The organism is Candidatus Vagococcus giribetii, from assembly GCF_017316185.1.
In the GTDB taxonomy this organism is placed as follows: domain Bacteria; phylum Bacillota; class Bacilli; order Lactobacillales; family Vagococcaceae; genus Vagococcus; species Vagococcus giribetii.
Map to the genome: position 1 here is coordinate 82,363 of NZ_JAFLVX010000014.1, position 21,269 is coordinate 103,631.

Consider the following 21,269-nt stretch of genomic DNA (forward strand, 5'->3'; position numbering starts at 1 on the left):
CAAGACCTATGACAAAAAAATTGTTTACAGGCATAATGTGTATATAAGATTTATAAAACCTATAAGGAGGCTTTACACATGCAAGAAAGAGATAGAATTTTGGAGTTAGTCAAAAAAGGAATATTATCGACTGAGGAAGCTTTGGTTTTATTGGAGAATATAGCAACTGAAAAAGATGAAAAATTGGTAAATAAAGAAGCAGCAGAAGTGAAGAAAAATGTGGTGTCTGAACAAGGAGAAACAATTGAGAGTGATAAACAGGAACACTCTTCAGTTGATGAGATGCTAGAAAAAGAGGATTTACTTGGTACTGAGGATTTCTTTGAAAAACTTCAAGAGAATGAACGTCAAGACCAAGAACGCTTAGAAAAAATATTAGCTGAAATTACAGAAGGTATTAATGAAGTATCAGCTAATTTAGATGAAATTGATGTTGAAATTCAAGGGTTGGATAAAGACATCAATGAAAAAAATGAAGCCATCACAGTCTTAGATACAATGGAAGATTTGGACGGCTTAACAGAAGGTAAATTGTTAGAACGAGAAGAATTAGAAAAAGAAGTAAGTTACTTAAAAGAAACAAAAGAACAATTACTCTCTGAAAAAGAAGAATTAAAAGAGCAATTGAAAGAATTCAAGAAAGAACAAAAAGAAACCGTTAAAGAAGATTGGAAAGCAAAATTTGATCTTCCAGATGATTGGAAAGAACAAGCCAATGAAACATTCAATCAAGTAGGCGAAAAAGTGGGTGAAGCTGGTACTCAGTTTGGCTCATTCATCAAGAAAACGATTGAAGCAGTTACGAATTCAGTTAACGATAATGTTGATTGGAAAGACATTAACATTAAAGTACCAGGTGTTGCTAGTCAATCGTTATCTCATGAGTTTTTATACCCAGATAACAAAGCAACTCTAATTGATGTAAAAGTGGCAAATGGTAAAGTTGCCTTTAAAACATGGGACCAAGAAGATGTTAAAGTTGAAGCAGATATTAAGTTCTACGGAAAAATGAACGCTGATAGTTTGTTTGAAGCGTTTTTAGAAAGAGCTGACATTGATGTAGATGATGAAAAAATTTCTTTCCAAATTCCAAACAAACGCATGAAAGTTGATTTGGTCTTCTACTTACCTAACAGACATTATGATCATGTATCAGTTAAAATGTTAAATGGAGATATCAAGTTAAGTGAGTTGGTTTTAGGAGATGTCTTCTTAAAAACAACTAATGGTGAGATGAAAGTAGAGAGAGTTTCAGCTAGTATGTTAGAAGTTGAAGGCGTAAATGGAGAAGTTGACGTGAAAGATAGCTCTATTATCGATTTTCTAGGAGAAACAGTTAACGGAAATGTTCGCTTGAAATCTGATATTAAAAGCACAAAAGTATCTCTAATCAATGGAGAAATCAGAGTGACAGTCCCTAAAGATAGTTCACCTAAAAAAGTTGACGCATCTGCTGTCAATGGAACAATTAAGTTAGCTTTACCTGATACTGTCGGTATCGAAGGAACATGTAAAACAAATTTTGGTAGTATTAAAAATCGTTTTTCTAATATTGAAATGATTCGTGAAAAGCGCGATAAAACAAATCAATGTGAAGAGTTTAGAAGAGATGGTTCTGAAGAGTTAGTTTATGTTAACCTTGGAACAACAACAGGAAGCATTCTTTTAAAAGACACTGATAATTAAAGAATAAATTGGAGTGAAATAACATGAGTAAAAAATTAACTAAATCCTCATCAAATGTAGTTATTTCTGGTTCATTAGCCGGAGTAGCTGAATATATTGGCATCGATCCTACGATTGTTCGAGTAATCTATGTGATTCTCTCTTTAGTAACAACAGGATTTCCAGGTTTCTTATTATACATCGCTTTAATGGTATTACTTCCATCAGGAACTAACCAAAGACGTTCAAACTTTAATACTTATGATGAACCTTTTGAACAATATCATCCTTATGAGGATAATAAATTCAATCGCAAAAAAGCGGCTAAACCAAGAAAAGAAGCGGAAAAAGTGAAGGTTGAAGAAGATGATTGGAGCGATTTCTAGTGTCTTATCTACAGAGGTTAGTAGTTAATACATTAGCGTTTATTTCACTCTCTGTTTTATTTCCAACGAAGTTTTATGTCAGTAGCTTTGTCATTGCGATTGTTGCAAGTTTTGTCTTATCTATCCTAAACATGATTGTTAAGCCAATCTTGCATTTGTTTTCATTACCGATTACGCTGATTACCTTTGGCTTGTTCAGTTTTGTCATCAACGCAGCTATTTTGAAGATGACATCAAGCTTAGTTGGAGAAACAAACTTTGCTTTTTCTAGCTTTGGTTCAGCATTATTGATTGCTGTTATCATGTCGTTTATTAATACCATTGTGACAGATCATAATGAAAGTAAATACCGTTAAATGAGAAATAAGAATAAGAAAAAAGGACAACGATAATAAGTTGTCCTTTTTCTTTATTTAAGTGTGATTCCCTAGAATATCTAGGCATTAAATGATAAACTATAACAGTCGATATAGATTTTAAACGTTAAGGAAGTGACAGAAATGGTGCAAATTAAAGATATTGTGAATCAACTACAATTAGATGTTTACTCTGGCGAAGATTACTTAGATAGAAGTGTTTGTTCAAGTGAGATTTCAAGACCAGGATTAGAATTAACAGGTTATTTTAATTATTATCCAGCAGATCGTATCCAGTTATTTGGAAAAAAAGAAATTACATTTACTGAAAAAATGACGTCAATTGAAAAAGATATTATTTTTAGAAAGCTATGTTCTGAAGAAATCCCTTGTTTTGTTGTCGCTCGTGGTTTGAAGGTCCCAGAAGAGTTAGTGGAAATTACAAAAGAAAAACATATTCCAATTATTTCTTCAACGATTTCAACATCATTACTTTCTGGTATTATCTCGAACTTTTTAGAAAGCCAGTTAGCTGAACGTGTTTCAATCCATGGCGTGTTAGTAGAGGTCTATGGTTTAGGTGTATTGATTCAAGGAAGCAGTGGAATTGGTAAAAGTGAAACAGGTCTTGAATTAATTAAAAAAGGACATCGCTTAATTGCAGATGACCGTGTGGATATTTATCGCCAAGATGAACGTACAGTTATTGGAGAGGCTCCAAAGATTTTAGAACATTTAATGGAGATTCGTGGTGTGGGAATTATTGATATCATGAATTTATTTGGAGCGAGTTCTGTTAGAAATAAATCTCAAATTTCTCTAGTCGTTAATTTGCAAGACTGGACAAATGATAATAAATACGATCGTTTAGGCAGTAGTACTGAAACGATTTCCCTAGGTAATGTCCCAGTTCCACGTATTACAATTCCAGTATCAACTGGTCGAAACGTGGCAACTATTATTGAAGTAGCGGCGATGAATTTCAGAGCTAAAACAATGGGATATGATGCGACGAAAAAATTCGAAGCAAATCTGAGTAAACTAATTGAAGAAAACTCAAGTGAGAAGGGAAATTAATAAATGAAGTTATTATACATAGATCCAACAGCATTTACGTTGTTTGGGTTAGATATACAATGGTACGCTATTATTATCGTATCAGGTATTGTGTTAGTGTCTTGGTTAGCCTCAAAGGAAGCTGTTAAAGTAGGACTTAGAGAAGACGATGTGGTGGATTTGATGCTTTGGGCACTACCTATTTCAATTCTTGGAGCAAGACTTTATTATGTGTTGTTTGAGTTGGACTATTATTTAGCTCATCCAAGTGAAATTCTAGCAATTCGAAATGGTGGCTTAGCCATATACGGAGGCTTAATTGCCGGAGGGTTAGTGGTCTTTTTCTTTACGAGACATCGTTTTATTTCTACATGGAAATTTTTAGATGTGGCAGCACCCAGTGTGATTTTAGCCCAAGGAATTGGTCGTTGGGGAAATTTCATGAATCATGAAGCCTTTGGTGGTGTTGTTAGTCGTAACTTTTTAGAAGGATTACACTTACCACAATTTATTATTGATAATATGTATATTGATGGCCAATATCGCCAACCGACATTCTTATATGAGAGTGTTTGGAATGTCCTTGGATTTGTTGTGCTAGTTGCTTTAAGAAGGAAACCTAACTTCCTTAAAGAAGGAGAATTAGCATTGATGTATGTTTTATGGTACTCATTTGGTCGCTTCTTCATTGAAGGAATGCGTACAGATAGTTTGATGCTTGGTAATGTGATTCGTGTGTCTCAATTATTATCGGCTGTTTTATTTGTAGGGGCTTTGGCCTTACTTATTTTCAGAAGAAAAAAATATGATTTACCATTTTATGATAGAACTAAAGGAGATAAGAAAGCCATTTAAGGGCTTTCTTATTTTTTTGCTTTTTTAAAGCATTACTAGTATGATAAACTGAGAAGTGATAAAAAGATGTTAAAGGAGCTTTTAAAACATGAAGCAAAAAGTAGCTGTGCTAGGAGCAGGTTCTTGGGGAACGGCTTTAGCGATGGTCTTAGTAGAAAACGGTCATGATGTCACAATTTGGGGACACCATGCTGAACAAATGAGTGAAATCAATGAAAACCATACAAACAGTAAGTATTTACCAGATATTCAGTTGCCAATTGAATTAAAGGCTAATTATAATATGGAAGAGTGTGTCGCTGATGCCGATGCCGTCTTGTTTGTTGTTCCAACAAAAGCAATGAGAAGCGTGGCAAAACAATTCGTTGAGGTATGTCACAACCAACCAGTTATTATTCATGCAAGTAAAGGATTAGAACAAGTTTCTTATAAACGTATTTCTGAAGTGTTATTAGAGGAAATTCCAGCAGAACATCGTAAAGATGTAGTTGTTCTATCAGGCCCAAGTCATGCAGAAGAAGTTGCAGTTAAAGACGTGACAACGATCACTGCAGCAGCTGCTGATTTAGCTTGTGCTGAATATGTGCAACAGTTATTCTCAAATGAATACTTCCGTGTGTACACTAATCAAGATGTGATTGGTGTTGAATTAGGTGCAGCATTGAAAAATATTATTGCCCTAGGCTCTGGTGCGTTACATGGGTTAGGATACGGAGATAATGCTCGTGCAGCTATTATGACACGTGGTCTAGCTGAAATTAGCCGTTTAGGAGTAGCGATGGGAGCAGATCCACTAACTTTTATTGGTTTAAGTGGTGTTGGTGACTTAGCAGTAACATGTACAAGTGTTCACTCTAGAAACTGGCGTGCAGGCGATTTACTTGGTAAAGGACATTCATTAGAGAATGTTTTAGACAACATGGGAATGATTGTTGAAGGTGTTTCAACGACTAAAGCAGCTTATGAATTATCAAGAGAATTAGGCATTGATATGCCAATTACTGAAACAATTTATAAAGTGTTATACGATAACGAAAATGTTGATAACGTCATTAAACAAATTATGTTAAGAGAGTTTAAGTCAGAACAAGAATTTTAAAGTAACTAATAGGAGCTGTGGCATAGGCGTAACAACTTATGTTTCAGTTCCTTATTTATGACTAAAAAAGTAATGATTTTAATGGATAAGAAGTAGGTGTAAGAAGTGGAAATTACTAAAGGGATTTTACATATTATTGATAGAGAAGCAGGTTCGTTAATCTGTTCTCAAAAAGAATTGGATTTAAAAGAATACGCAGTGAAAGAATACTTAAATTCTGTTATTAAACGATTAGAAAAAGCAGAGTACAAAACAGGTATTCTTAGTCAAGACTCTGACTTCTACAAAGTGTTAGTAAATGAGGAACTTGATTTTGTTGAGACGTCAAGTGAGATTGCTCAAATGATGTTTGACAGCCTAGCGATTAGTGAAGATGCACCAAGTGGTGATGTGCTAGTTGTGGAGATAACAGAACTAAATGGAGTAAAAAAACTCGGTATGATTAAATTTAATTACAAACCAAGTTTTACCCATCACGTGACCTATGTGGAAGAAAAAATGCAAAATAATATTATTTTAAATAAAACAATCTTTCCATCAAGAACTCAACGAATTGAAGAATGTTGTTTAATTCATTTAGAAACCTATGAATTAGAAATCGTTGAAAAAAAATATAGTTTTGAAGGTCAAAAGCGTTTATTCTTTTCAGAACGTTTCTTACAAGTAGAGCCTAAGCCCACTGTAACTGAGAATTTAAAAATTATTAAAAAGGCTGTAAAAGAAGTAGCCAACCGCTACAACGAAGAAGAATATGTAAGTATGAGTCAAACTCAGCAAGCAATTTTTGAAAGTATTGAAGAAGAGGGAATTATTAGCAAAGAAAAAATAGCTGATGCGGTGTTTGTTAACAACGAATCAGCTAAGCAAGAATATTTTGAGATTATTGAGCAGACTAAATTCTCAGAAGAAATCCCAAGTAATGTTCCTAAATATGAAAAGAAATACAGTAAACAAAAATTTAAACTAACTAACGGTATTGAGTTAAGTATCCCAACGGATATTTTTAAAGACAAAGAACTGATTGAATTTATTAATAATCCTGATGGTACTATTTCCGTTATGATCAAAAATGTAGAAGAAGTAGTTAGTAAATTTTAGCCATGAAACTCTTTATGGAAAAAATCACTAGTTTTTAGCATCGTATCAATGGTTAAGATATGAGGTTCGCCTTCTCCTATGTCAAAACTCATCCCCTTACCGTAGGCTGTGTCTTTATGAGCCAAATAAAACTCATGAGTCACGTTGAATGGAAGTTTAGCGTCTTCTGTTCCATGCCAAAAATAAAGAGGTCGACCATCAAGGGTTTCAGGCATTAGGCTTAAATCAAAAAATTTGTTCCAAGAGACTAATTCTCTTAGGAGTTGGCCACTATAACTATTTTCTTGATCCACATAAGAGGCAACCTTATGAACGAAGTCTTGAAAGTTAGGTGTACCCATTAAGATAGCAGCTGCTTTTATTTCTGGAAAATGAGTGAGTAGACCAGCAGTGGTCATGCCTCCCATAGAAAAGCCAGCCACTCCAAGTTTGTCTTCTTCAATGAGTTGTCTTTTTTGATAAAATGACTTGATTAAAGGGAACTCACTAAAATTATGTTGAATCGTTGACCAAAACCTAAAAGAGGGGATACCTGTTGGGGATTCGACTTTTCTTTCTCCGTGGTACATACCATCTGGTAAAATAACGCGCATATTTTGTTGAGCAATTTTTTTAGCTGCTGTGAGTGCCAATTCCTTATTCGTTTGCCAACCATGATAGTAGACAATGAGTGGTAGAGCTTCATTAATTTTATCTTTAGGTACCACTTCAAGAATAGGAACATGAGCAATGGTTCTTTTTCTAATTGTTGTTGTCACAAGAGTCACATCCTTTGTCTTTAGTTTACGTAAGATGCTAGCAGAAGTAAACGAAACTGTTTCAGAGGAAAAATAAGATAAATTACAAGTTGAGGATGGAATTTTTAATAAATTTCCCTTATAATGGAGAATGAGTCTTTAATCAGAGAGGGGAATAGAAATGGTTTATCAAGCCTTATATCGAGAATGGCGATCTCAGACGTTTGATGAGATGGTTGGGCAACAAATGATCACACAAACTTTAAAAAATGCCATCATTCAAGATAAAGTTTCCCATGCCTATCTCTTCACAGGACCAAGAGGAACAGGGAAAACCAGTGCAGCCAAAGTATTTGCTAAAGCAATTAACTGCCAGCATTCAGTCGACGGTGAGCCGTGTAATGAATGCCCTGATTGTATTGGTATTACAGAGGGTCGTGTCAATGATGTGATTGAAATCGATGCGGCTAGTAATAATGGAGTAGAGGAAATTCGTGATATTCGTGACAAAGTAAAGTATGCACCTACTCAAGTCACCTATAAAGTTTATATCATAGATGAAGTTCATATGCTTTCAACGGGGGCCTTTAATGCCTTATTAAAAACATTAGAAGAACCACCAAAGCATGTTGTCTTTATTTTAGCCACAACAGAGCCTCACAAAATCCCTGCTACGATTATTTCTAGAACACAACGTTTTGATTTTAAACGAATTGGTTTAGAAGATATTGTGGATCACTTACAACGAATACTAGATAAAAAAGAGATTGCCTATGATGCGGCAGCTGTTAAAATTATCGCTAGAAGTGCTGAAGGTGGTATGAGGGATGCTTTAAGTATCTTAGATCAAGCTTTATCTTTTAGTGAAGATGAATTAACAGTGAATGATGCGCTAGAAGTAACGGGGAGTTTGACAAATGATATTATGGATCGTTATTTAGGTCATTGTTTGCATAACGAACCAGAAGAAGCATTAGAGGTATTGAACCAGTTATTAAAAGAAGGTAAAGAGAGTAATCGTATTGTTGAGAATTTATTACTTTATTGCCGAGATTTATTAGTGTATAAACAAGCTCCAGCTGTTTTAGAGAAACAAGTTGGTTTGTTAACCGATGGCTTTAAACAACTTAGCTCAGAGTTGAGTGTTGAAAGGTTGTATGAGTTAATCAATCAGTTTAACGACACACAAAAAGAAATAAGATTTAGTCACCAACCAACAGTCTTTTTAGAAGTAATGACTGTTAAACAAGCTACTTTACATCGACCTCAAGTTTCTACTGAGGTACTGTCATCTAATGCAGAAAGTCATGCAGATGTTGAGTTATTAATGGACAAGATCAATCAGTTAGAAAAAGAAGTTAGTTACTTAAAAGAGCATGGTGTGACAACTGCTCAAGAAGGACAAAAGCAAGCAGCGCCAAGCAAAAAAGCAAAAGCAAGTACTTATCGTATTCCTACTGAGCAAGTCTACCAAGTTTTAGAAAAAGCGAAGAAGGATCAATTGTTGGCAGTTAAAGGAGCTTGGGAGGAATTACTTCAATTTTTAACAGTGACTCAAAGAGCCATGATTAAAGCAAGCGAACCAGTAGCTGCTAGTGATGATAATTTGATTATCGCGTTTGAATATGAAATATTATGTCAAAAAGCTAGTCAAGATGAAGAATTAACCTTAGCCATTAAACATGGTTTTGAGCGTTTATTAAGATATTCACCTAATTTGATTAGTGTGCCAAAAGAGCAATGGTCTGAGTTAAGACAGTCCTTTATCGCTCAAATGAATTCTGGTGAATCAGGTCAGGACGCACCTGTTGCAGCAAGTGATCCAGTTGTTGACGAAGCAAAAGAATTATTTGGTTCTTTTGCTACGATTATTGAAGATTAATGAGGAGAGATTATTATGATGCGTGGAATGGGAAATATGCAAGGTATGATGAAACAAATGCAAAAAATGCAAAAAGAAATGACTGAAACAAAAGCTCAATTAGATAGTATGGAATTTATCGGTGAAGCTGGAAATGGTTTAGTTAAAATTACTATGACAGGTGAGCGTAAAGTGATTAACGTAAGCATTACTCCTGATGTTTTAGATCCAGAAGATGCTGACATGACTCAAGATTTAGTTTTAGCAGCAACAAATGATGTATTAGCTAAGATTGAAGTTGAAACAGAAAAAATGATGGGTAAATATACTAAGAATATTCCTGGATTCTAACAGTCAAATAAACAAGCAAAACAGGAAGGGGACTTCCTGTTTTTTTAAGAGAAAGAAGGCATTAACATGCATTATCCGACACCAATTGCAAAACTAATTGAAAGTTACATGAAATTACCAGGAATAGGGGCTAAAACTGCTACTAGATTAGCCTTTTATACGATTAACATGAGGGAAGAAGATGTCACAGAATTTGCAAAATCATTAATTAGTGTCAAAAGAGACCTTCATTACTGTCATATTTGTGGCAACATTACAGATGAAGAAACATGTGACATTTGTCGAAATCCAAACCGAGACAAATCAACGATTTTAGTAGTTGAAGAAACCAAAGATGTTATGAGTATGGAGAAGATGAGAGAATACAAAGGTTTGTACCATGTGTTAAATGGGGTTTTATCTCCAATGGATGGGACTGGTCCTGATGATTTGAACATTGCATCATTAATTAAGCGTCTTCACGGAGAAGAAGTGACCGAAGTAATCATTGCAACAAATGCCACAACAGATGGTGAGGCAACTGCAATGTATTTATCTCGTCTCATTAAACCAGCCGGTATTAAAGTGACACGACTAGCTCATGGTTTAGCAGTAGGTAGTGACATTGAATACGCAGATGAAATTACCTTATTAAAAGCAGTTGAAGGTAGAACAGAGTTATAAGAACCAAAGGAGTGAGTCATGTGACAGGTATTTTTATTACCATTGAAGGTCCAGATGGGGCAGGAAAGACAACAGTTATTAAAGAATTAAATAAACGCTTAGAAAAAGAAGTAAAAGTAGGAATTGTATTAACTCGTGAACCAGGAGGCATCCCAATTGCTGAAAAAATCAGACAGATTATTTTAGATCCAGAAAACACAGAGATGGACGAAAGAACAGAAGCTCTTTTATATGCAGCAGCAAGAAGACAACATTTAGTTGAAAGAGTGCTACCAGCTCTTGCTAAAGGAGAACTAGTTATTTGTGATCGTTTTGTAGATAGCTCTGTTGCCTATCAAGGATCAGCTAGAGGAATTGGTGAGGCAGAAATTTTAGAGTTGAATCAATTTGCCATTGAAGGGCATTTACCAGATTTAACTCTTTATTTAGATGTTCCTTCTGAAGTGGGGCTTGCAAGAATTAATCAAGGTAGAAGAGCAACTGAATTAGATCGTTTGGACAAAGAAGATTTAACCTTTCATCAAAAGGTTAGAACGGGGTATTTAGCTTTACTAGATAAATACCCTGAACGAATTCATTTAATAGATGCAAAAGAAGATATAGAAAAAGTCGTCAAAAATTGTTATGATTTAATTAAGGAAACGTATCCTTCAATTTTTTAAGAAAAGGAGAGATTGGCATATCATGAAACTTTTATTAGCGATCGTACAAGATAAAGACAGCAACCGTTTATCAAGTGAGTTAATCAAATCTAATATTCGCGCAACTAAATTGTCAAGTACTGGTGGATTTTTAAGAGCAGGCAATACAACTTTTATTGTAGGGATTGAAGATGAGCGAGTCGATGAAGTTCTTCAAGTGATTAAGGAAACGTGCCAATCAAGAGAACAATTTGTCACATCTCCTGTTACTTTTGATTTATCAATGGATCCACACAGCTCTTACCCAATTGAAATTCAAGTAGGTGGCGCAACTGTGTTTGTGATGCCAGTAGAAGGGTTCCATCAATTCTAATGACAAAACAATTAAGAGAACGTGTAAAAGAAGACCAACCTCAGTTAGTCAGTCAATTTGAAAAAGTAATCCGTCATAACAAACTAACTCATGCCTATTTGATTGAAAATCAAGATGACTTAATTACGTATGAATTCTCCCTTTGGTTAGCAGAGTCGATTTTTTGCTTAACAAAAGAAGAAGGCTTACCTTGTGGAATATGTGTCAATTGTCGACGGATTGAAAGTGCAGATTTTCCTGATGTGAATGTCATTGAACCAGATGGACAAACGATAAAAGTTGATCAGGTAAGAGAAATTAAGCAGACCTTTATCCGAAGTGGTTTGGAATCAAGGAAAAAAGTCTTGATTATTCGTCAAGCTGAAAAAATGACAACAAGTGCTGCTAACAGTTTATTAAAATTTATTGAAGAGCCTGATGGTATGATGTATGTGTTCTTTTTAACGACTAATCTCAATAAAATATTGCCAACCATCCAATCAAGATGCCAACAAGTCTATTTAAAACCTGTACCAAAAGAAGGAATTGAAAGAGCTTTAGAATTAGAAACAGATTTTTCTAATAGTCAGATTAAAATCATTGCTGAATTGGCAGATTCTAAAGAAAAGGCAGTTGAATTATCAAGGGATGAGTGGTTTAATGGTTCTAAAGAAACCATAACAAAATGGTTTCACTATTTAACAAATCATAATGCATTGGGTTTTGTGTTTGTTCAACAATATTTAGTTAAAATAGCTAAAGAAAAAGAACAACAATTTTTAGTGTTAGATTTGCTTTTAGTGTTGTATCGCTTTCGTCTTAATGAAGAGATAGCATCACAGGGAATGAATCAAAAACAACTAACAAAATCCATTGAACTAATTATTAACGCTAGACAGAAGATGGAAGCAAACGTGTCATTTCAAAATGTTTGCGAACAACTTGCTTGGCAGTTATTGCATTAATATAGGAGGGCAAAACGATGGTAGAAGTAGTCGGTGTTCGCTTTAAGCCAGCTGGTAAAATATATTATTATACAAGCTCAAAAAATCATTTAGCATATACATTTAATCAACAAGTATTAGTGGAATCTCAGAAAGCTAAAGAAATGGCTTTCGTTGCTGTCCTTCAAAAAGAGATGGCAAAAGAAGATTTACCAGAAGATATGAAACCTATTCTTCAAGTTGCTACAGATAAGGATTTAAGAAAGTACGAACAAAATCAACGTGATGCCAGAAACGCCTATACAATTGCTAAGGAGAAAATAAGTCAGCATAACCTTGAAATGAAACTTGTTGATGCTGAGTACACATTTGATCGTAGTAAAATTATTTTTAGTTTTACAGCAGATGGGCGCATTGATTTTAGAGAGCTCGTTAAAGACTTAGCTAGTATTTTCAAAACACGAATTGAGTTAAGACAAATTGGTGTTAGAGATGAAGCTAAACTCTTAGGCGGTATTGGTCCTTGTGGTAGACCTTTGTGTTGTAGCACTTTTTTAGGTGACTTTGCTGCCGTTTCAATCAAGATGGCAAAAGAGCAAGGATTATCACTGAACCCTACTAAAATTTCAGGTGTCTGTGGTCGCTTAATGTGTTGCTTAAATTATGAAAATGAAGAATATGAACGAATCAGAAAAACTATGCCAGATTTTGGTAAAACAGTACCAACACCTGATGGACCAGGTCGTGTTATTGGTATTAATGTGTTATCTGAAGTTGTAAAAATAAAACTACAAACTCGTGAAACCCCCGTTGAATACGATTTAGACGAGTTATTAGAAGCAAAAGAGCTGACAAAAAAGGAAGATTAGCATGGAAAAAACCAATCTGTATGATGAATTAATCGATGTTGAAAAGAGTTTACAAACCATGTTAACCCAAATTGGTGAAATGAAAGATGTGGTTGATAGTGTTCTAGAGAAGAATTTGAATTTAGAACTTGAAAATCAGCATTTGAGAGATCGCTTAGAAAAATTAGAGCGAGAAGATTTACCAGAAGATAGTAAACAAGAATTATCTAAGTCCCGTTTGAATTTAGAAAAATTATACGAACAAGGATTTCATGTGTGTAAAGACTTTTATGGTTCAAGAAGAGAGAACCATGAAGAATGTGTTTTTTGTTCTCACATGATTTACGGAAAATAAAAACTGGTTAGGCTTTTAGCTAACCAGTTTTTTTAAAGGAGAAAATGATGAAACAGCAGAAAAGCTTTAAAGACATGGAGCAAGGAAAGCTTTATTTAGTCCCGACACCAATAGGGAATCTTGAAGACATGACATTTCGTTCAGTGAAAATGTTAGACGAAGCAGACTTGATTGCCAGTGAAGATACAAGAAACACTCAAAAATTATTGAATCACTTTGACATTGCGACAAAACAGATTAGTTTGCATGAACATAACGTCAAAGAAAGAGTTCCAGAACTTATTGCTCTTTTAAAAGAAGGGAAAAAAATAGCTCAAGTGAGTGATGCTGGCATGCCTTCTATTAGTGATCCGGGACATGAACTTGTTTTACAAGCAATCGAAGAAGACATTGATGTTATCTCATTACCAGGAGCCTCAGCAGGAATCACAGCTTTAATAGCTTCAGGAGTATCACCTCAACCCTTTACCTTTTATGGTTTTTTACCTCGTAAAAGTAACGAACAAAAAAAAGCTTTGGAAGGGTTAAAAAACAATCATTCAACATTAATCTTCTATGAATCACCTCATAGAATTGTTAAAACACTGATTAATATGAAAGAAGTGTTTGGAGGAAATCAAAAAGCGGTTCTTTGTCGTGAGTTGACAAAATTATTTGAAGAATACTCTCGTGGTACGATTGAAAGTTTAATCGAGGGATTAGAAGGAAAAACAATTAAAGGTGAATGTTGCCTTATTATTGAGGCGAGTGTTTCCGAACAACCAGATGATTCTGTATTGGGATTAACACTTGTTGAGCATGTGACTTATTTGATTGAAGAAATGGATTTTTCAAGTAAAGATGCCATAAAAGAAGTTGCAAAAATAAGAGGATTAAAAAAACAAGAGGTATACAAGGAATTTCACAGAGAATAAAGATGAATGTAAAAAGGCTTCAACTAAAAAAAAGTTGCATATTAACAAGGTTATGATATAATTTTCTTGTATAAGTACTATTAGAATAGGGATATTTAGTTTGTTTTTTTGTAAAAGCTTCTGTTTTTTTATTCTAAAGAAGGCTTGAATGTTGCATGATGTATAATATAAGTTTTATTGTGAGGTGGGATTTCTATTGTTTAATAATTGGTTAAAGCGTCGAGATGGTGGCGAGAACGAGAATACGGAAGAAAAATTGTTACCAGATGAAGAGTTGAATTTATCTAGCCAAGCCTATGATGATAATGAAGACGATTATTATTACTATTACTATTATGAATCTGATGGTGATAAAGGCCCAAGTATTCCTGATTTATCGACACAACAAAGTGACACAAAATCAGATTATTTTGATTCAAAAGATAACACGTATGTGAGTCCTTTTGAATCAACGGGTAAAGTAGCAGAGGAAGAAACAGCTGATTTTAATTATGAAAAAGACTACGTTGAAGTTGCTGAAAAAGTGCAATCAAAGGATTCTGATGATAAGGCGTCTCTTGAAGCGGAGCTAGCTAATTTAAAAGCTGAGTTCAGTACCGTTTTATTGGAGAACGAAGCATTGAAAGAGCAAACGAGTCGCTTGTCTTTTGTCGAAGAAGATAATGAAAAATTAGCTAAGCAAGTTGAAGAGTATGGCAATGTGTTAGAAGAGAACAACGACCTAAGAACACAATTATTAGAAATAGAAGCTAAATCTGAACTAAGCCATGAAGAAGCAGCACATCTAAAAGAATTAGATGAACAACTATCAATTCTTAATGAAGAAAATGCGACTGAGAAAGCTAAAAATGAGCTGTTAGAACAACAAATTGCAGAACTAACAAGCCAACAAACAGATTTAGAAACAACTAAGACACAATTACAAGAAGAACTGGATAAATCACACAGTTTGATTGAAACACTTCAATCAGAAAATGCTGTTTTTGTTGCTAAAATTGATGACATGCAAGCTGCTTTGAAAGTATCTGATGAGTCTAAATCTGAAGAAAAACTAATGATTGAAGAAAACATCCGAATGATTAAAGAGCTTGAAGAAGAATTGAATCAATCGAAACAATTAGAAACTGAATTAACAAAACGCTACGAAAACGAGATTGAAACTAATAAAACAATCATCATGAATAAAGAACAGGAGTTAACTGAAATGAACGAAAGAATTAGCCAAACGGAAGCACTAGAAAAAGAACTAGCTGAGTTAAGAGAAAATCAAAAAGCTATTTATGACTTACAACAAGAGTTATCAAATATGCGTCAACAACAAGTTGAGGTAACAACAAGCTTAACTGAATTAGCTTCTGAAAAAAGTAGAGCAACTCGCTTAGAAAAAGAAGTAGCAGAATTAAAAGGGAGCCAAACACCAGAAGTAAGTTCTTTACAAGCTGAATTAGCTCAAGTTAAAGAAGAATTACGTTTAGCTAATCTTAAAGCAGAACAAAATGGTTCAATGAATCAATCAGACATTGCTCACGTAATGTTAGAAGCACAAGCAAAAGCACGTCAAATTGTTGATGTAGCTAACTACGAAGCAAAACGCCGCGTAGCTGATTCTGAAATGGAATTAAGTGCAGTGAGCCAAGAAGCTAGAAACTACTATAGAAAATTAGAAAAAATTAAAGCAGAATCAGAAGTTGTTTTCTCAGAATTGTTAAGAAAACTTGAATCAATTGGAGACATCGATAGACTATAATCTTTGAAAGAGAGGGAAACGTGATGACAACAAATCATAAAAAGAACACACATCGTAAAATCGGGCTGTTTGTTGGTGTAACTACAACGGTATTTTCGATTTGTGCCCCAATCCTTCAAACTGTAGCTATTGCAGAAGAAGTTAATCACTCTTCAACAACTAGAGTTCCTATGTTACCTGATGCGACTTCAGTCATTAACTATGACAGTGAGTTTTCAAGTAATTTAGACTCTTCAGCAACAGAAGAGACAAGTCAGAGTTCAACAGAAGTACCTGAAGAATCAACTTCATCAAGTAGTGAAGAGACTGTTCCAAGTAGTGATACTGGGAGCAGCTCTTCAAGTTCTTCTAATACGAGTCAATCGTCAAGTAGTTCGTCAACTAAACCATCGACATCAACTGGAAATAGCCAAGATATTTCTAGTAGTTCATCTAATCATAATGGACAAGGTAGCTCGTCTTCTATGAGTAGTTCAAAAGATGATACGAAGCCATCAAAGGATACAAACAGTGACTTGATTGGTAAGAATATTAAAAAGGATAATACACCGATTAAATATTCAAGAAATCAATCAACAGCCGAATTCATTGAAGAAATTGGTGAAGATGCACGAGCAATTGGTCAAAAGAATGACTTATACGCATCAGTTATGATTGCCCAAGCTATTTTGGAAAGTGGTTCAGGTAACAGTGGTTTAGCGAAAGGCCCTAATTATAATTTATTTGGTATTAAAGGTTCCTATCAAGGAGAGTCTGTCCAGATGCCGACTCTAGAAGATAATGGCTCAGGTGGTATGTATACTATTTCAGCTAAGTTCAGAAAATACCCGAGTTATAAAGAGTCTTTAGAAGACTATGCAACGTTAATGACAGGTGGAACTCAAGGTAGATCTACTTTTTATCAAGGCGCTTGGAAAAGTAATACAAATACCTACAAAGACGCGACTAAGTTTTTAACAGGTCGATACGCAACAGATACAAGATACAATGAAAAATTAAATGGTCTGATTGAAACATATGATTTAACTCAATACGATCATAAAAAAGCCAATGAACCTAAGATGAAAAAATCAAAGGAAACAGAAGCTTTTATCAATGATATTTCTAAAGATGTTCAAAGTGTCGCAAAAGAGAATGATTTATACGCATCTGTATTAATTGCAGAAGCTATTATTCAAAGTTCATCAGGGAACAACGTATTAGCAGACAATCATAATATCTTTTCAGTTGAAGGCAAGTACAAGGACAAGAGTGTTGAAGTTGATACGATTCGTCAAAATGAAAAAGGCCCAACACTAGAAAAAGTCGCTTATAAAGATTATCCTGATACTAAAACGGCAATTTCAGATTATCCAGATGTCTTGAAAAAGGATAAATCTGTTTATGAAGAAATGACAATGAGCAAAAAGGATACTTATAAGAAAGTAACTGCTTATATGACAGCTCAAAAAAATCAAGATCGATCATATCATAAAAAGTTAAACGGGTTAATCGCAACTTATGATTTAACAAAATTTGATGAAACACCAAAGAAAGCTGAGCCTCAACATGAAAAAGAGGAAGCAAAGAAAAAAACTCAAAACCTTGATATCATTAACAAATTAGGGCAAACAATGACTGATAAGTTATATGAAGGTTTTGAAAAACCAATTAAATATCAAGTGACTAAAAAGTAAAGAATGATTTCTTTACTTTTTTGTTTGGAACAAGATTTGACATTTTTGAAGAAATGGCTTATAACTAAAGAGCTTATATATGATTATGATATGGATAATCGTTTCTACTCAACACCATAAAGGTTGAACTATAAGCAAGATAAGGTGTCATGACCTTTTTTTGCTTTCAACAAAAATGGAATACTTATTTGGAGGCAAATCATGAGAGAATTATTGGACAAGATTTTACAAGAAGGTACAGTATTAGAAGAAGATGTATTAAAAGTTGATAGTTTTTTAACACACCAAGTTGATCCAGAATTAATGAGTTTAATTGGGAAAGAGTTTGCATCTCGTTATCAAGATAAAGGAATTACAAAAGTAGTGACTATTGAATCATCAGGAATTGCACCTGCTGTATTTATCGGTCTAGAGTTGGGGATTCCAGTTATTTTTGCAAGAAAGCAAAAAAGTTTAACGATGAATGCTGAGCTGTTAACAGCAGAAGTGTACTCATTTACAAAACAAGTAACTAATAATATTTCTATTTCAACTAAGTTTTTAACCGAAAAAGACAATGTGCTAGTGGTTGATGACTTTTTAGCCAATGGTCAAGCAGCATTGGGACTTGTTGAATTATGTCGCCAAGCAGGAGCTAGTGTTGAAGCTATTAATATTGTGATAGAAAAATCTTTCCAAAGTGGCCGTGCGTTATTAGAAGAAAAAGGTTACCGAGTTGATTCCTTAGCACGAGTTAAGTCTTTAAAAAACAATCAAGTATCTTTTATTGAAGATTAATATAAAAAAATTGGAACAGTTAACATATTGTTAACTGTTTTTTGCTTTTAATGACACTCTCACTCTTTTAGACTTTACAGTTTCATCACAATTTTGTTACTATTAGAGATGATTGTTTGATTTAATTGGAGAAAGTAGTGAGGGAAGTTGTCGGAAATAATTTTACCAGGAAGTACAATTGGTATTATTGGTGGAAGGCATATTAGCAAAATGCTAACAATGTCTGCTAAAAAATATGGCTTTACAGTGGGAGTGTTAGACCCAATGATGGATTGCCCAGCTTCCCAAGTAGCTGATTGGCATATTCAAGGGGATTATAATGATGAGAGATCACTATTGGAGCTGGCTAAAAAAAGTGATGTATTAATGTATGAAGTCCGAAACATTGATATTAATGCTATCAAGTTCTTACAAGAAATTGTCCCTGTGCCTCAAGGAACATTTGGTCTGGCTATTACACAGGATCGATTGATTGAGAGAGAGTTTTTGGATAATCATTCAATTAATATTTTGCCGTACGAAACAGCTGTGTTAATTTCAGATATTAAAGCTGCTGCTCAGATTGTTGGCTATCCTTGTGTAGTTAAGTCAACTAGACGTTATGGTGAGGAAGAAAGCATCGTCATTATTGATTCGGAAAAGGATGTGGATTTGGCAGTTCCATTGATTCAACAAGGAGCTTGTCTTGTTGAAGCCTATATTCCTTTAAAGAAAGAATTATTTTTATCGATTGGAATTAATCAAAATGGAGAATACACACTCTTTCCAATTGTTGAAAGTACGCACACCAAACAAGGTGAGTTGAAGAAGATTAAGGCATCAATTGACATCCAAGATTTAGATGATTCGACGATTAATCAAATTGAGCTAATTGCTCGAGTGATAGCGTCAGAATTACATGTGAGTGGTATTGTTGGTGTGGAGTTTCTAATTAATGAGTCAGGAAATCTATTTGTGAATGAGATTTCTTCTATTGCTCATGAAGCAGCTTCCTATAGCTTGGATGCCTGTGATTTTTCTGAGTATGATATTCACATTCGTGGTGTCTGTAATTGGCCATTGCCAAAGGTAACCCAATTCATTCCAGCAGTAACATTTAATGTAACAGAAAAAAATGAAGATGTGGCTTTGTTTTTATTAAGTAAGAAGAAACAGTGGCATTATCATTTTTATCAATACCCGAAGGCAGAACAAACCTTAATAAAAGGGCATGTAACAGTTTTATCACGCAACATTGAGGAGACGATTCAAGAGATTAAACATGCTGGTTTATTGGAAGACTAGTATTTGGAGTAGGGACGGAAAAAGTAAGTGAAAAAAAGCAGAATGCAACAAATGGCATATGATTATATAAAGAGCAACATCAGTGAAGGCAGATGGCCAAATGAAGTTCATTTAGTTGAACAAGATATATCAAGAGAGTTATCGATTAGTCGAACTCCTATCAGAGAAGCAATTAATTGTTTAATTATAGAAGGCTATCTAGAAAAGGAACCAAATCGTGGAGTGGTTGTTAAAAAGCAAACTATTTCTGCAAAGGAATTTATCGAAAGAACACAATTGTTAGAATTGTTATTATCTAATTACTTGTTTCAACTTCAAGTCAAGCGTCATCAGATTAATCTTGATGAAATGCTATTTTTACTAGACGAAATGAAACAAGAGTCAGATTATGTAGGAAAAACAAAGACCCTAGAAACAATCCTTATGGTCTTTTTAGATGCTATGGACAATCAGTTGGTGAAACAATTAGTAATGACCAACTTTGAGCAATTATTATTTGTTAAATTTCCAAATGTTCCACTGTTATTTTTATATGATGAAGTAGGAAAATGTTTGACGTCTATCTGTAAACATATAGACACCGAATCTTATGATTTATGTCGAAAGGATATTCGTGTCTTTTTTAATCGTCTTAATTTGGAGTTAATAGATCAACAAATATAAAAATAGAAGGATTGATAAAACATGAAACAAATAAACTTTGGTAGTACACAAGTAAAAGTACCTCAAGTAGCTTTAGGTTGTATGAGAATGAGCGGTTTATCATTAAAAGAAGCAGCAGAAGCAGTTAATACAAGTTTAGAAGAAGGGATTAACTTCTTTGACCATGCGGATATTTATGGTGGTGGAGAATCTGAAATTTTATTCTCTCAAGCTGTCAAAGAATTAGGCGTTTCAAGAGAAGATATGATGATTCAATCTAAGTGTGGGATTAGAGATGGTTTTTATGATTTCTCTAAAGAACACATTATTACAAGTGTTGAGGGCATTTTAACTAGGTTAGGGACAGATTACCTTGATGTCTTAGCTCTTCACCGTCCAGATACCTTAATGGAGCCTGAGGAGATCGCTGAGGCGTTTGATTACTTACAAAGTAAAGGTATGGTTCGTTACTTTGGTGTTAGTAACCAAGGACCAATGCAAATGGAGTTAATCCAAAAAAGTCTTAATCAACCATTAATGGTTAACCAACTACAATTTGGTTTAAAACATGCAGGAATGGTAGCTCATGGTATGAACCAAAATATGGAAAACGCAACAGGTGTTTACCGTGATGGAGGGGTATTGGAATACAGTCGCTTAAAAGACATTACTATTCAAGCTTGGTCACCTTATCAATATGGCTATTTTGATGGTGTTTTCCTAGGTCATAAAGATTTTAAAGAGTTAAATGCTGTGATTAACGAAATGGCAGATAAATATGGCGTGACAGATACAGGAATTGCGACGGCTTGGATTAATCGCCATCCGGCAAATATCCAAACTATTGTAGGAACAATGAACCCACAACGTATTAAAGACATTTCTGCAGCAAGTGAGATTACTTTATCTAGGGAAGATTGGTACACACTTTACAAAGCAAGTGGTTATGAGTTGTTATAAAA

The 21,269-nt window shown here is 34.4% G+C and carries 23 protein-coding genes and 1 riboswitch; of the genes, 22 read left to right on the forward strand and 1 reads right to left on the reverse strand.

The window, feature by feature from the left end; translation table 11 throughout:
- Positions 1-78 precede the first annotated feature (78 nt).
- The 7 genes from liaX (at position 79) to DOK76_RS04720 (ending at position 6,515) form a co-directional block, all read left to right on the forward strand.
- Positions 79-1,686: a daptomycin-sensing surface protein LiaX gene (gene liaX, locus DOK76_RS04690; RefSeq protein WP_206965320.1), complete on the forward strand. Its 1,608-nt coding sequence runs from the start codon at positions 79-81 to the stop codon at positions 1,684-1,686.
- 23 nt (positions 1,687-1,709) lie between these two features.
- The gene (locus tag DOK76_RS04695) at positions 1,710-2,051 is read left to right on the forward strand and encodes a PspC domain-containing protein (RefSeq protein WP_206965321.1); all 342 of its coding nucleotides are present in this window, start codon (positions 1,710-1,712) and stop codon (positions 2,049-2,051) included.
- Positions 2,051-2,407: a phage holin family protein gene (locus DOK76_RS04700; RefSeq protein WP_206965323.1), complete on the forward strand. Its 357-nt coding sequence runs from the start codon at positions 2,051-2,053 to the stop codon at positions 2,405-2,407. The genes DOK76_RS04695 and DOK76_RS04700 overlap by 1 nt, the downstream gene beginning before the upstream one ends.
- A 135-nt stretch (positions 2,408-2,542) precedes the next feature.
- Positions 2,543-3,484: an HPr(Ser) kinase/phosphatase gene (gene hprK / locus DOK76_RS04705; RefSeq protein ID WP_206965324.1), complete on the forward strand. Its 942-nt coding sequence runs from the start codon at positions 2,543-2,545 to the stop codon at positions 3,482-3,484.
- Between the two features lie 3 nt (positions 3,485-3,487).
- Positions 3,488-4,318: a prolipoprotein diacylglyceryl transferase gene (gene lgt / locus DOK76_RS04710; protein WP_206965325.1), complete on the forward strand. Its 831-nt coding sequence runs from the start codon at positions 3,488-3,490 to the stop codon at positions 4,316-4,318.
- Positions 4,319-4,406: 88 nt separating this feature from the next.
- Positions 4,407-5,417: an NAD(P)H-dependent glycerol-3-phosphate dehydrogenase gene (locus DOK76_RS04715; RefSeq protein WP_206965326.1), complete on the forward strand. Its 1,011-nt coding sequence runs from the start codon at positions 4,407-4,409 to the stop codon at positions 5,415-5,417.
- Positions 5,418-5,522: 105 nt separating this feature from the next.
- Positions 5,523-6,515, forward strand: a complete 993-nt coding sequence (locus DOK76_RS04720; protein WP_206965327.1) for a nucleoid-associated protein — start codon at positions 5,523-5,525, stop codon at positions 6,513-6,515.
- On the opposite strand, the gene DOK76_RS04725 is transcribed toward DOK76_RS04720, so the two are convergent.
- Positions 6,512-7,273, reverse strand: a complete 762-nt coding sequence (locus DOK76_RS04725) for an alpha/beta fold hydrolase (protein WP_206965328.1) — start codon at positions 7,271-7,273, stop codon at positions 6,512-6,514. The two genes, DOK76_RS04720 and DOK76_RS04725, sit on opposite strands and share 4 nt — an antisense overlap.
- Positions 7,274-7,433: 160 nt before the next feature.
- Between DOK76_RS04725 and dnaX the strand changes: the two genes are divergently transcribed.
- From dnaX to DOK76_RS04800, 15 genes are all read left to right on the forward strand, one after another.
- Positions 7,434-9,134, forward strand: a complete 1,701-nt coding sequence (gene dnaX / locus DOK76_RS04730; RefSeq protein ID WP_206965329.1) for a DNA polymerase III subunit gamma/tau — start codon at positions 7,434-7,436, stop codon at positions 9,132-9,134.
- 15 nt (positions 9,135-9,149) lie between these two features.
- Entirely contained in the window at positions 9,150-9,464 is a 315-nt protein-coding gene (locus tag DOK76_RS04735) for a YbaB/EbfC family nucleoid-associated protein (protein ID WP_206965330.1), read from the forward strand.
- 66 nt (positions 9,465-9,530) lie between these two features.
- Positions 9,531-10,127 (forward strand): recombination mediator RecR, encoded by a 597-nt coding sequence (recR, locus tag DOK76_RS04740; RefSeq protein ID WP_206965332.1) that lies wholly within the window; start codon positions 9,531-9,533, stop codon positions 10,125-10,127.
- Positions 10,128-10,147: 20 nt separating this feature from the next.
- Complete coding sequence (tmk, locus tag DOK76_RS04745) at positions 10,148-10,789, forward strand: dTMP kinase (protein ID WP_206965334.1); 642 nt, start codon at positions 10,148-10,150, stop codon at positions 10,787-10,789.
- Positions 10,790-10,811: 22 nt separating this feature from the next.
- Positions 10,812-11,141, forward strand: a complete 330-nt coding sequence (darA, locus tag DOK76_RS04750; protein WP_206965336.1) for a cyclic di-AMP receptor DarA — start codon at positions 10,812-10,814, stop codon at positions 11,139-11,141.
- Positions 11,141-12,085, forward strand: coding sequence for a DNA polymerase III delta subunit-related protein (locus DOK76_RS04755; protein ID WP_206965338.1), 945 nt, complete (start codon positions 11,141-11,143; stop codon positions 12,083-12,085). Before darA ends, DOK76_RS04755 begins: the two co-directional genes overlap by 1 nt.
- Positions 12,086-12,102: 17 nt before the next feature.
- On the forward strand, positions 12,103-12,933 hold the full coding sequence (locus tag DOK76_RS04760) for a PSP1 domain-containing protein (protein WP_206965340.1): 831 nt from the start codon (positions 12,103-12,105) through the stop codon (positions 12,931-12,933).
- A 1-nt stretch (position 12,934) separates the two neighbouring features.
- Entirely contained in the window at positions 12,935-13,267 is a 333-nt protein-coding gene (locus DOK76_RS04765; RefSeq protein ID WP_206965342.1) for a DNA replication initiation control protein YabA, read from the forward strand.
- Positions 13,268-13,314: 47 nt separating this feature from the next.
- A complete protein-coding gene (gene rsmI, locus DOK76_RS04770) occupies positions 13,315-14,181 on the forward strand; it encodes a 16S rRNA (cytidine(1402)-2'-O)-methyltransferase (RefSeq protein WP_206965344.1) in 867 nt (288 codons plus the stop codon).
- 196 nt (positions 14,182-14,377) lie between these two features.
- Positions 14,378-15,928 carry a coiled-coil domain-containing protein gene (locus DOK76_RS04775; RefSeq protein ID WP_206965346.1) on the forward strand — a complete coding sequence of 517 codons (1,551 nt, stop codon included), beginning with the start codon at positions 14,378-14,380 and terminating at the stop codon, positions 15,926-15,928.
- A gap of 23 nt (positions 15,929-15,951) precedes the next feature.
- Entirely contained in the window at positions 15,952-17,604 is a 1,653-nt protein-coding gene (locus tag DOK76_RS13300; RefSeq protein WP_206965348.1) for a glucosaminidase domain-containing protein, read from the forward strand.
- Between the two features lie 53 nt (positions 17,605-17,657).
- Positions 17,658-17,755, forward strand: a riboswitch (purine riboswitch).
- A 50-nt stretch (positions 17,756-17,805) separates the two neighbouring features.
- Positions 17,806-18,381 (forward strand): xanthine phosphoribosyltransferase, encoded by a 576-nt coding sequence (locus DOK76_RS04785; protein ID WP_206965350.1) that lies wholly within the window; start codon positions 17,806-17,808, stop codon positions 18,379-18,381.
- A 147-nt stretch (positions 18,382-18,528) separates the two neighbouring features.
- Positions 18,529-19,665, forward strand: coding sequence for an ATP-grasp domain-containing protein (locus DOK76_RS04790; protein ID WP_206965352.1), 1,137 nt, complete (start codon positions 18,529-18,531; stop codon positions 19,663-19,665).
- A gap of 27 nt (positions 19,666-19,692) precedes the next feature.
- Positions 19,693-20,328, forward strand: a complete 636-nt coding sequence (locus DOK76_RS04795) for a GntR family transcriptional regulator (protein WP_206965353.1) — start codon at positions 19,693-19,695, stop codon at positions 20,326-20,328.
- A gap of 21 nt (positions 20,329-20,349) precedes the next feature.
- Entirely contained in the window at positions 20,350-21,267 is a 918-nt protein-coding gene (locus DOK76_RS04800; protein ID WP_206965354.1) for an aldo/keto reductase, read from the forward strand.
- Positions 21,268-21,269 lie beyond the last annotated feature (2 nt).